The sequence below is a fragment of the Pseudomonas sp. 8BK genome, from assembly GCF_902506475.1.
In the GTDB taxonomy this organism is placed as follows: domain Bacteria; phylum Pseudomonadota; class Gammaproteobacteria; order Pseudomonadales; family Pseudomonadaceae; genus Aquipseudomonas; species Aquipseudomonas anguilliseptica.
In genome coordinates this window covers 626,309-637,838 of the sequence record NZ_LR733252.1, presented here as the reverse complement: position 1 = coordinate 637,838, position 11,530 = coordinate 626,309, and the positions used below count along the sequence as shown (strand labels likewise).

11 protein-coding genes are annotated in these 11,530 nt (G+C 61.7%); 8 read left to right on the top strand and 3 right to left on the bottom strand.

The genetic code is table 11. From position 1 onward, the window contains the following. Nucleotides 1–81 precede the first annotated feature (81 nt). Nucleotides 82–456, top strand: coding sequence for a histone-like nucleoid-structuring protein MvaT (gene mvaT / locus ACIN8IBEIGE_RS02860; RefSeq protein WP_160013325.1), 375 nt, complete (start codon nt 82–84; stop codon nt 454–456). A 103-nt stretch (nt 457–559) separates the two neighbouring features. On the opposite strand, the gene sbcB is transcribed toward mvaT, so the two are convergent. After that, nucleotides 560–1,990, bottom strand: a complete 1,431-nt coding sequence (gene sbcB, locus ACIN8IBEIGE_RS02855) for an exodeoxyribonuclease I (RefSeq protein WP_160016290.1) — start codon at nt 1,988–1,990, stop codon at nt 560–562. A 170-nt stretch (nt 1,991–2,160) separates the two neighbouring features. Here sbcB and ACIN8IBEIGE_RS02850 point away from each other — a divergent pair, with 170 nt between their 5' ends. The 7 genes from ACIN8IBEIGE_RS02850 to ACIN8IBEIGE_RS02820 all read left to right on the top strand — a co-directional run bounded on the left by ACIN8IBEIGE_RS02850 (nt 2,161) and on the right by ACIN8IBEIGE_RS02820 (nt 9,995). Then, nucleotides 2,161–2,922: a hypothetical protein gene (locus tag ACIN8IBEIGE_RS02850; RefSeq protein ID WP_160013324.1), complete on the top strand. Its 762-nt coding sequence runs from the start codon at nt 2,161–2,163 to the stop codon at nt 2,920–2,922. Between the two features lie 90 nt (nt 2,923–3,012). Beyond that, nucleotides 3,013–3,735 (top strand): RDD family protein, encoded by a 723-nt coding sequence (locus ACIN8IBEIGE_RS02845; protein WP_160013323.1) that lies wholly within the window; start codon nt 3,013–3,015, stop codon nt 3,733–3,735. Continuing rightward, a complete protein-coding gene (locus ACIN8IBEIGE_RS02840) occupies nt 3,732–4,712 on the top strand; it encodes a stage II sporulation protein M (protein ID WP_160013322.1) in 981 nt (326 codons plus the stop codon). The genes ACIN8IBEIGE_RS02845 and ACIN8IBEIGE_RS02840 overlap by 4 nt, the downstream gene beginning before the upstream one ends. After that, nucleotides 4,699–6,276, top strand: coding sequence for a DUF4129 domain-containing protein (locus ACIN8IBEIGE_RS02835; RefSeq protein WP_160013321.1), 1,578 nt, complete (start codon nt 4,699–4,701; stop codon nt 6,274–6,276). Before ACIN8IBEIGE_RS02840 ends, ACIN8IBEIGE_RS02835 begins: the two co-directional genes overlap by 14 nt. Then, nucleotides 6,273–7,520, top strand: a complete 1,248-nt coding sequence (locus tag ACIN8IBEIGE_RS02830; RefSeq protein ID WP_160013320.1) for a DUF4350 domain-containing protein — start codon at nt 6,273–6,275, stop codon at nt 7,518–7,520. Before ACIN8IBEIGE_RS02835 ends, ACIN8IBEIGE_RS02830 begins: the two co-directional genes overlap by 4 nt. Further along, a complete protein-coding gene (locus ACIN8IBEIGE_RS02825; protein ID WP_160013319.1) occupies nt 7,517–8,623 on the top strand; it encodes a MoxR family ATPase in 1,107 nt (368 codons plus the stop codon). The genes ACIN8IBEIGE_RS02830 and ACIN8IBEIGE_RS02825 overlap by 4 nt, the downstream gene beginning before the upstream one ends. Nucleotides 8,624–8,663: 40 nt before the next feature. Beyond that, nucleotides 8,664–9,995: a DUF58 domain-containing protein gene (locus ACIN8IBEIGE_RS02820; RefSeq protein ID WP_160013318.1), complete on the top strand. Its 1,332-nt coding sequence runs from the start codon at nt 8,664–8,666 to the stop codon at nt 9,993–9,995. 125 nt (nt 9,996–10,120) lie between these two features. Here ACIN8IBEIGE_RS02820 and ACIN8IBEIGE_RS02815 read toward each other — a convergent pair whose 3' ends face one another. Together ACIN8IBEIGE_RS02815 and ACIN8IBEIGE_RS02810 are read right to left on the bottom strand one after the other, a co-directional pair. Beyond that, complete coding sequence (locus ACIN8IBEIGE_RS02815; RefSeq protein ID WP_160013317.1) at nt 10,121–10,858, bottom strand: nitroreductase family protein; 738 nt, start codon at nt 10,856–10,858, stop codon at nt 10,121–10,123. 96 nt (nt 10,859–10,954) lie between these two features. Next, a complete protein-coding gene (locus ACIN8IBEIGE_RS02810) occupies nt 10,955–11,437 on the bottom strand; it encodes a glutathione peroxidase (RefSeq protein ID WP_160013316.1) in 483 nt (160 codons plus the stop codon). Nucleotides 11,438–11,530: the final 93 nt, after the last annotated feature.

Genomic DNA, 11,530 nt, shown 5'->3' with positions numbered 1-11,530 from the left:
CGACAAAGCGGTTTACTTGTGAAAAGTGCCTGACTACTATTGCTATCACTTAGTCGCCAATCCCAAATACAGGTACCCAACATGTCGTTGATCAACGAATACCGCGCCACTGAAGAAGCCATCAAAGAACTGCAAGATCGCCTGAAAAATCTGTCGCAAGACGACAAACTGAAAAAAGAACTGGAATTCGAAGGCAAACTGCGCGCACTGATGGGTGAATACCAGAAATCGCTGCGCGACATCATTGCCATGCTTGACCCAGACGCTAAAGGCAGCAAAGCAACCCGCACCACCAAGCCCGCTGGCACCAAGCGCGCGCGTAAAGTTAAGCAGTACAAAAACCCGAACACCGGCGAAGTTATCGAAACCAAAGGCGGCAACCACAAAACTCTGAAAGAGTGGAAAGCCAAGTGGGGCGGTGACGTCGTTGAAGGCTGGGCAACCCTACTGGGCTAAGCCTGCCGCTTAAGCACCACAAGCTTCAAACAAAAACGCCAGCGATGCTGGCGTTTTTTATGAGCGCTGTTTCAACAACGCACTCAGCTTTTACCCTCACAAATTACAGGGCATAACGCTGACGTAACTGTTCTACATAATCACGCCACTCCAGCAAAACAGCTTGCTGCTGCACACCAATATCAGGAAGTACTGCGGCAAGGGCCTGATTGAACTGTTCGAGCGTATTCGGTGCCCCGTATTCAGGCTGACTCAAACGCTGTTGGCAGAATGTTCGCCAACGCTGTTGCTCTTGCGCATTCAGCGTCGCGGCGAAGTTGCGCGCACGGTAACGGAACAACAACTCAGGCAAACGTTCATCATCAAATGACCAAACAGATTCTGCCAAGCGCTGCGGCTCGGCACGCCGAACCTGTTCGCACAAACGGCGATCACGATCACCAATAAAACCATCGTATAACTGCTGCTCAGGATCTTGATTAGCGGCAAACTGCTCATCGGCATATACCTGCGCAAGTTTTTCCTGCCACACCCCGGGATTGCTGCGCAATTGTTCAGCCTGTGCTTGATAAGCCGGCACATCGAGCTGCAGACGCTGAATGTCCTCGGCGCGCAATACCTTCATCGGCGCAACGACCGGACAACGGTTGATGTGCAGCAACTTCAGCGGTATCGGCAACTCGCCGTCGGCCAATTGATCGCGACGGGTGTACAGACGCGTTCGCAATATCTCGGCCGACTCGTTGAGCAGCGGCGATATATCGACCTGCAGGTCACAAACAATCAACGCATTGCGGTTACGCGGATGCCAAGCCAACGGCAAGACCACCGCCAGGTAATGCCGAGCACCAGCATAACGCCCGGAGATATGCACCAATGGCTGCAACAGGCGTATTTGATCCTGCACGCGCTGCTTACTGCGCAGCTGATACAGGTAGTCATAGAGTTTGCGCTGTTTGCTACGCAGCAAGCGCGCCAGGGCAATGGTCGCACGCACGTCGGACAACGCGTCGTGGGCCTGACCGTGTGCAATGCCGTTGGCAGCGGTCAGACGCTCCAGTTTGAGCGTCACCCGGCCTTCGTCTTCTGGCCAGACGATGCCTTCCGGACGCAATGCATAGGCCGTACGCACCAGATCGATCAGATCCCAGCGACTATTGCCGCCCTGCCATTCGCGGGCATAGGGATCGAAGAAGTTGCGGTACAGGCTGTAGCGTGTCACTTCATCATCAAAACGCAGGCTGTTGTAGCCCACCCCGCAGGTGCCTGGCTGCGACAGCTCGGCATGCACACGACTCATAAACTCGACTTCATCCAGGCCATGCTGCGCCAGCTTGCTCGGGGTAATCCCGGTCACCAGACAGGCTGCCGGATGCGGCAGGATGTCGTCGCTGGGCCGGCAGTAGATGTTCAGCGGCTCAGCAATTTCATTGAGGTCTTCATCGGTGCGAATCCCCGCCACCTGCAGCGGCCGGTCGCGCCGTGGATCAATACCGGTGGTTTCGTAGTCGTACCAAAAGAGGCTGGAAGTCACTGTCATGTCCTGATGCTGGGGCGCTGGCAGTCTACCACCACGCCAGCATCACGCAGACAAGCGCAGAACCTTGCACCAGCGCACGCCCCACGTGGGGTCTGCGCCTTGTAGGGCGCCCTGGCTGCGACTAAAGTGGGAAGCTCGATTAACCACTCGTACAAGGACGCCCCATGAGTGAGATCAACCCCAGCAATCCCTACGCCGCACCTGCCAGTGCGCTGCAGGAAGCGCCACGCGACAGCCAGGTGCCAAGCATCGAAGAAGCGCTGAGCCGTGGCTATGACTTCAACATCAGCGACCTGCTCAGCGAAGCCTGGCAACGGGTAAAAGGCACAAAAGGCATCATCATCGGTGGCTTTCTGGTGTTCTACGCTGTGCTGCTCGCGGCGTCCTTTCTTATTGGCGGCTTTTTCGGCCTGCTGGGTGTAGTCAGCGACAGTCCGATGCTCACGGTCGTGGCAGAACTGGTCATCGGCATTCTGGCCTCGGCCCTGGCTTATCCCTTTATGGCGGGGATCAACATGATCGGCATCCGTCGCGCCGCCAACCAGCCAATCAGCTTCAATGACATTTTCAGTCACTTCGGCCGCACCGTGCCGCTGGTGATTACCGCGATTATCAGCATGCTGCTGATCTACCTCGGCATGTTCCTGCTGATCATTCCCGGTCTGTACCTGGCCATCGCCTATATGCTGGCTATCCCACTGGTGGTTGAGCGCGGTCTGACGCCGTGGCAAGCCCTGGAAACTTCGCGCAAAGCGATTACCCAGCGCTGGCTCAAGGTCTTCGGCCTGTTCATGCTGCTCGGTCTGATCACGCTCGTCAGCGCAATCCCGCTGGGTATCGGCCTGGTCTGGAGCATTCCGCTGTTTGTCATTGCTATGGGCGTGCTCTATCGCACCATCTTCGGTGTATTACCTGCGCCGCAATAATCCTTACTAAATACCGGTTCAGCTCACTGAGCCGGTTGCTTCCCTGCCTGCTGCTAGCTAGCATCGGGCTTTCCTCGACGCAGTCTGCCGATGTCGCCCACACCAACCCCTGCTTCAATCGCCACACGCCCGCTGCTGGATACCCGCTATAAAGTGGAAACACCGGAAGGTATCGACCTGATCCTGCGTCCAGCCGGTCTAGTGCCGCGCGCGCTGGCATTCAGTATTGACCTGCTGATTCGCGGTGCGCTGCTCGGCGTATTGTTTACCGTACTAGCGTTGCTCGGCCAGTTCGGTATGGGCCTGGGCACCATCCTGCTGTTTCTGGTGACCTGGTGGTACATGGTGCTGTTTGAAGTGCTCAACCAGGGTCGCTCGCCCGGCAAACAGATGATGGGGCTGCGGGTTATTCATGATGACGGCACACCAATTGGCTGGGCCGCCTCGCTCACGCGCAACCTGCTGCGTTTCGTCGACATCCTGCCGTTTGGCTACACCCTGGGCATTCTCAGCTGCCTGAATCACCCAGCGTTCAAGCGCCTCGGCGATATCGCCGCCGGCACCCTGGTGGTGTATCGCGATAACGCCCCGACAGCACCCGAGCTACCGCAAGCCGAGCCCATCCGTGCACCGTTCAGCATGAGCCTGAGTGAACAACGTGCCCTGCTCAGCTTTGCCGAGCGGGCGCAGAGCCTATCCAGTGCACGGCGACAGGAGCTCGCGAGCATCCTTGCCGAGCCTCTGCAGGTGCCGGCCGAGCAGGCCGAACAGCAAATCCACGGGATTGCCCGTGGCTTGTTGGGGCCGACATGAAACAGAGCCTGTTTGAACACCAGCACCAGGCCGAGTGGCAAGCCTTCAATGCGCAGCTCGAAGCCCTTGAGCGCAGCAAGGCCGACAGCCAGCAATGCAAGGCCTTTGCGGCCAACTACCGCAGCCTGTGCCAGCACCTGGCCCTGGCGCAGAGCCGTGGCTATAGCAGCCACCTGATTGAGCAGTTGCAGCTGCTGGCCATGCGTGGCCACCAGCAGTTTTATCGCCACCGCAGCCCTCTGGGAGCGCAACTGCTCGGGTTTATCCTGGCCGGATTTCCACGCCTGGTTCGCGCCGAATGGCGTTTTGTCGTGGCCGCGAGCCTGTTGTTCTTTGGCAGCCTGCTGCTGATGGGCACGCTGGTGTATCACTTCCCCGACTTGGTCTACGGGGTCATGGCGCCAGACCAGGTTGGCGAGATGGAAAAAATGTACGACCCCGATGCCAGGCGCATCGGCCGCTTCAGCGAGCGCGACTCCGGCGATGACTGGATGATGTTCGGCTACTACATCATGAACAACATCGGCATTGCCTTTCAGACCTTTGCCAGCGGCCTGCTGTTTGGCCTCGGCAGCCTGTTCTTTCTGCTATTCAACGGGCTGATGATTGGCGCTGTGGCCGGCCATCTGACGCAGATCGGCTACGGTGAAACCTTCTGGTCGTTCGTCATCGGTCACGGCTCTTTCGAGCTCACTGCGATTGCCCTGGCCGGCGCTGCAGGCCTGAAGCTCGGCTGGGCGCTGCTGGTCCCCGGGCGCCTACCACGCGGCGAGGCTCTGCGCGTAGCGGCTGGCAGCAGCGTGCGGCTGGTCGGCGGGGTGATCGTGTTTCTCCTGCTGGCGGCGTTTATCGAGGCCTACTGGTCATCCATGGACCTGGCCAGCCCCGCGATCAAATACGCAGTCGGCGCTGCACTCTGGTTGCTGGTACTGGCTTATCTGCTGTTGGCTGGCCGAGGTGTGCATGCGCCTGACTGATGCCAGCGTCGCCATCCGCCCCCGTAGCGCCTGGGAAGCCGTCGACCTCGGCGTATTGCTGGCCAAACAGCATGCCGGCGTATTGATGCTCAGTTGGGCATTGGTAACCGTGCCGATTTTCGCCCTGCTGTGCCTGCTGCTGTGGGATTACCCGAGCATCGCGGTGCTGATTTTCTGGTGGTTGAAACCGGCCTTTGAGCGCCTGCCGCTGTATATCCTCTCGCATGCCCTGTTCGGTGCCACGCCGAGCCTCAAACAGGCACTGAAAGCCCTGCCCGGCCTGCTCAAACCGCAACTGCTGGCCAGCCTGACCTGGCGCCGGCTAAGCCCCACACGCAGTTTCGACCTGCCGGTGATGCAGCTCGAAGGCCTGTCCGGCAAGGCACGCAGCCAGCGCCTGATCGTCCTCGGCCAGCGCGATGCGGGCGGCGCCAGCTGGCTCACCATCGTCGGCGTACACCTGGAAATGGCGCTGTGGTTCGGCATCATCAGCTTTATCTACATGCTGCTGCCGGCGCAGATGGAGCTGGACTGGACCTGGGACAGCCTGATCAATGCGGCGTCTGGCGAGTGGCTGTGGCTGGAGCATCTGTCCAACCTGACCTACGTCCTGCTGCTGATTCTCTGGGAGCCGATCTACGTCGCCTGCGGCTTCACCCTCTACCTGAACCGCCGTACCGCCCTGGAAGCCTGGGACATCGAGCTGGTCTTCCGCCAACTACGCCAGCGCCTGACGGGCGTGGCCTATGCCCTGCTGCTGGGCTGCGGCGTACTGCTAATGCAGGTGCCACACAGTGCCATGGCCGCCGCATCCATAAGCAGCTGCCCGCTGCCGATTGAAGACCCCATGGGGCCAGAGGCCGAGCGCCTGCTCAAGCAGCCACTGACCAGTGCCGAAGCGCAAAAAAGCATCGGCCAGCTGCTCGATCAGCCGCCCTTCGAACACCGCGAAACAGTTACCCGCTGGCGTCTCGGCGAAGAGCCCAAGGAATCGAGCGAGGAAGACGCCAAGGCCCTGATCGAACTGCTGGAGAAGTTCTTCAAACTTACCGAGTTCTGGAAAAGCGTCGACGCCGTGGCGCTGTTCTTCGAGGTACTGCTATGGGCGGTGCTGTTCAGCCTGATCGCCTGGCTGCTGTGGCGCTACCGCGACTGGCTGAGCGCCTTTGCCGGACGCCTGCGCTTGCCGCAAGGGCGCACCTATCAACAACCAGAACAGCTGTTCGGCCTGGAAGTGGCACCACAAAGCCTGCCAGCGGATATCCCCGGTGAAGTGGAACGACTCTGGGATGAACAGCCACGCGCCGCCCTCGGCTTGCTTTACCGCGCCCTGCTCAGCCGCATGTTGCACGAACAACGCCTGCCGCTGAAAAGCTCGCACACCGAAGCAGAAGTGCTGCAACTGGTTCAGGCGCTGCAGCAGAAAGACCTCAGCCACTTCAGCCAGGCCCTGACCCGCCACTGGCAGAACCTCGCCTACGGCCATCGCCTGCCGCCAGCTGCGCTCAAGCAGGGCCTGTGTAATGCCTGGCGCCGTCTGTTCGAACAGGGAGCGCAGGCATGAACCGGCGTCTCCAGTTCCTTCTCGGTGCCGGCCTGTTGCTGGTGCTCGGCCTACTCGGCATCTACCTGCTGGGCAAACTCACGCCCTATGAGGAAACCCTCGAACACGGCCCCGCACCCGAGGCCCGGGCCAACCCTTACCTCGCCGCCGAACATTTCCTGCGCAAACAGGGCCTGCAGATACAGCGCGCCGATGGCCTGGAGGTCATGAAAGACCTGCCAAGCGCCGGGCAAACCCTGCTGCTGCTCGGCGACCGCAACCGCATGACGCCCAAGCAGGCCGAACGCTTGCTGGCCTGGGCGGCCAAGGGCGGCCACCTGCTGTTTGTTGCCGAACGGTTGTGGGATGAAGATGAAGGCAAAAGCGGCGACCTGCTGCTCGACAGCCTGGGCATCCAGCAATACGAGAGCGAAGAGCTTGACGAGGACGCCAGCGAAGCAGCGGAAGAAGACGCAGCTGCAGAGGACACGGCCGACGCTGAGCCGCAAGCCGAACCGCAGGCTGAGGCAGAAGCAACCACAGATTCAGACAATGCCTATCCGGAGCTGACCCAGCTGTATCTGGAAAACGAAGAGGCGCCGGCCTACTTCAACTTCGACACCGACTTTCACCTCTACGATTCCGAGAACCGTGCCCACGCCTGGGCCAACAGCGACGCCGCCACCCACCTGCTGCAGCTCTACCATGGCGATGGCCTGATCAGCGTGGTCAGCGACAGCTGGATCTGGCAGAACCAGAGCATCGGCGAATACGACAACGCCTGGCTGCTCTGGTACATGACCCAAGACAGCCAGGTCACCCTGCTCTACCGCGCCGACCGCGATGACCTGTTCAGCCTGCTGCTCGAACACTTCCCCCAGGCGCTGGTCACCCTGGCGCTGTTGCTGGCATTCGGCCTATGGCACTTGGGCATGCGCCAGGGCCCACTGCTGTTGCCCGCCAGCCGCAATCGCCGGCAGCTGCAGGAACACCTGCGCGGCAGCGCCGACTTCCTCCTGCGCCACAACGGCCAGCACAGCCTGCTGCAAGGCTTGCAGCATGATATTCAGCGCCGCGCCCGCCATCGTCACCCCGGTTTCGAACGCCTCGCCGTGGCCGAGCAGTGGCAGGTGCTTAGCCGCCTGACCCGCCAGCCGTCCAGCGTTATCAGCCAAGCCATGCGACCGTTACCCAAGCAGCGACTGGCCGCCGCCGACTTCACCCGCCAGGTCGCCAACCTGCAAACCCTCAGGAATGCCCTATGACGAGCGAACACACCCCCGAACAGCCGGACAGCGACACCCAATCAGCCCCTGTCGCCGCTGAAACCGTCGAAGCTGCTGCCGCCGAAACGCCTGTACCGGCCCCAGCACCAGCTACCCCGGCAGCCGCCGCGGCGAATCCGAATGCGCAGCGCCAACGTGCCAGCCAGTTGGCTCAGGCGCTACGCGCCGAATTGCAAAAAGCCCTTATCGGCCAGACGTCGGTGATCGACGACGTGCTCAGCGCCCTGATTGCCGGCGGCCATGTGCTGGTCGAAGGCGTTCCCGGCCTTGGCAAAACCCTGCTAGTGCGCGCCCTGGCGCGCTGCTTTGGCGGCGAGTTCGCACGCATCCAGTTCACCCCGGATCTGATGCCCAGCGACGTCACCGGTCACGCCGTGTACGACCTGCAAAGTGAGCAGTTCAAGCTGCGCAAGGGCCCGGTATTCACCAACCTGCTGCTGGCGGATGAAATCAACCGAGCGCCGGCCAAGACCCAGGCCGCGCTGCTGGAAGTCATGCAGGAACGCCAGGTCACCCTGGAAGGCCGCGCCCTGAATGTACCGCTGCCGTTTATGGTGCTGGCCACGCAGAACCCGATCGAACAGGAAGGCACCTACCCGCTGCCGGAAGCCGAACTTGACCGCTTTATGCTCAAGCTGCGCATGGATTACCCCGAGCAGAGCGAAGAGCTGAACATGGTTCGCCAGGTGGCGCGTTCGAGCAAAGCCGACATGCTCGAAGTCACCCCCCTGCGCACCTTGTTACAGGCCCGCGATGTGCTTGCGCTGCAGAAGATTGCCAGTGACCTGCCGATTGATGAGCAGGTGCTCGACTACGCCGTGCGTATCGCCCGCGCCACTCGCACCTGGCCGGGCCTAGCCATCGGTGCCGGGCCACGCGCCTCGATTGCCCTGGTACGCTGCGGCCGCGCCCGCGCGCTGCTGCGCGGTGGCGATTTCGTATTGCCGGATGACATCAAGGGCTGCGCCCTGGCCGTACTGCGCCACCGCGTGCGGCTGTCGCCGGAGTTGGATATCGAAGGCCTGTCGGTGGATCAGGTGCTGCAGCAGCTGCTCGATCAGGTTCCGGCACCGCGCCTATGACCCGTCCCTGGCAAAAGCCCGCATTGAAAGGCATACCTGCATGAAGCCCTCACGCGCGCTGCTGGCGCTGCTCGCCGGTCTGTTCGTGCTCGGTATCACCCTGGGCATCTGCAGCGCCCTGGGCATTGCCGTGCCGCGCAGCTTCACGCCGATTTACTGGGGCATGCTGCTGGTGCTGCTCGGCCTGACACTGATCGACGCCCTGCTGCTGCGCCAAGTACCTTCGCCGCGCATCGAACGCCAGCTACCCGGCAACCTGCCGCTTGGACGCTGGAGCGACGTGCGGCTGAGCCTGCACCACAATTACACCCGTGCGCTGCAGGTGGAGGTGTTCGACCATCTGCCCGGCGATATGGCCTTCGAGCACCTGCCGCTCAAGGTTGATCTGCACCCGGGCGAACAGACCCAGGTCAGCTACCGCGTACGCCCACTGCTGCGCGGGCATTTCCATTTCCCGCAGTGCGAAGTCAGCCTGCCCAGCCCCATGGGCCTGTGGCGCGCCCGGCGCTATCTGCCCGTAGCTGGTGAAACCCGCGTCTACCCGGATTTCGCCCGCCTGTACGGCGCGCAACTGATGGCGGTGGATGACTGGCTTAGCCAGCTGGGCGTACGCCAGCAGCAACGCCGCGGCCTGGGGCAGGAATTTCACCAACTGCGCGAATTTCGCGACGGCGATACCCTGCGGCAGATCGACTGGAAGGCCACTGCACGCAAACGCACGCCGATTGCCCGCGAGTATCAGGACGAGCGCGACCAGCAGATCGTCTTCCTGCTCGACTGCGGCCGACGCATGCGCAGCCAGGATGGCGAGCTGTCGCATTTCGATCACGCCCTTAACGCCTCGCTGCTGCTCAGCTACGTGGCATTGCGCCAGGGCGATGCGGTGGGTCTATCGACCTTTGCCGGCGAGCAGAACCGCTTCCTCGCCCCGGTCAAAGGCCAGGCGCAGCTGAATGTGCTGCTTAATGCGCTGTACGACCTGCGCAGCACCCAGCAGCCGGCGGACTTCACCGCCGCCGTGGAAAACCTGCTCAGCCGTCAGCGCCGCCGCGCCCTGGTGGTGCTGGTGACCAACCTGCGTGATGAAGATGATCAGGCCCTGCTCGGCGCGGTCAAACGCCTGAGCCGCCAACACCGCGTACTGGTCGCCAGCCTGCGTGAAGAAGTGCTGGATACCCTGCGCCACACCCCTGTGCAGGACCTCTCCAGCGCCCTGGACTATTGCGGCACCCTGGACTACCTGAATGCCCGCGCTGGCCTTCACGAACGCCTGATTGCCCACAAGGTGCCGGTGCTGGATGCACGGCCGAGCGAGCTGGGGCCGCAGCTGGTGAGCAGTTATCTGGCCTGGAAAAAGGCCGGCGTTCTCTAGCATTGGCTAATGCCAACGCCGACGTAGGTTGGTGTTGAGCGCAGCGAAGCCCAACAGGCATTGGCGTGTCTCGTTGGGCCTCGTCGCGTTGCTCCTCTGGCCACACGCCCCGACCCAACCTACGGCTATAGCCACGTCACATGCTGCTCCAACGGAAAGCGCAAACGCGGGTTGTATACGCCCTTCTCGTCCTGCTTGCCCACCGCCAGCAGCATGATCGGTAACGCCTGGCGCGGGATATCCAGGGTCTTGCGCAGACGTACCTCATCAAAACCTTCCATCGGGCAGGTGGCATAGCCATGGCTCTGGAAGGCCAGCATCAGGTTCTGCGCCGCCAGCGCCGTGGATTTCACCGCCCAGATGCGCATCTGCGCCTGACTGTTGGGCGCGCGCATCAGCGGCTTGCGCCAGGCCGCCACGCGCAGCAGCTGACGCTTGAACAGCCCCAGCAGACCGAATGGCCCCTGGTTGTACTGAAAGGGGGCGGTCTTGCTGTAGAAGCTGCGAATCCGCGCTGGCACTTGCGGTTCCGGCCAATAGTCGATGATGTTCTGGCAGGCCTGTTTCCAGGTGTCCGGGCGCGCCAACACGGCAATGATCAGCGGCGCCTTGGCGGCATTCTGGCTCATGCACACCGGATGCAGCCGGGCCAGCAACGCCGGGTCGCGAATCACCTGAAAACTCCAGGGTTGCAGGTTGCAGGAGTTGGGTGCGAGCACCGCCAGCTCCAGGCAATCACGCACCACAGCCTCAGGCACCGGCTCGGCAGTAAAACGGCGCACCGCACGGCGACGCTCGATCAGCTCCCGCAGCGCGGCGGGGCTAGCGGGAGAAATGGCGGTGTCGGAGGGAAACAGGCTCATCTGGGGCATCCTCGGCAGGTTGCCCGATTAAGCCGCGATGCCGCGTGCTGAACAAGCGGCTGCGGTGGATAGTCCGCAGCCTTGGCGCAAATGGCCTTAGCCCAAGGCCTTCTCGATAGCCTGAATGATGCTTGGATCATCCGGCGTGGTGCGTGGCGAGAAGCGCGCCAGGACGCGGCCGTCGTGACCGACGAGGAATTTCTCGAAATTCCAGGTGATATCACCTGGAAACTCGGCACCCTCGCCTGCCAGCAGGCGATACAGCGGATGGCGCTCCGGCCCATTCACCTCAAGCTTGCTGCCCAATGGGAAGGTCACACCGTAGTTAAGGCTGCAAAACTCGCGAATGGCTTCCTCACTGTCGGGCTCCTGCTCGGCAAACTGGTTGCACGGCAGGCCCAGCACGCTGAAGCCCTGATTCTTGTATTGCTGATAGAGCTTTTCCAAACCGGCGTACTGCGGCGTCAGGCCGCACTTGGAGGCGACATTGACCACCAACACCACCTGCCCCTTGAAGGGTGCCAGCGGCAGCTCTTGGCCATCCAGTGCACGCAGGTTGAGGTCGTGAAAGGCACTCATGGCTAACTCCTTGAGAACACACAGGTTACGTGTAGCGGACAAGAAATGGCCGGGAGCCATTTTTAACGTCGCACCGCGACGGCCCGCAGGGTG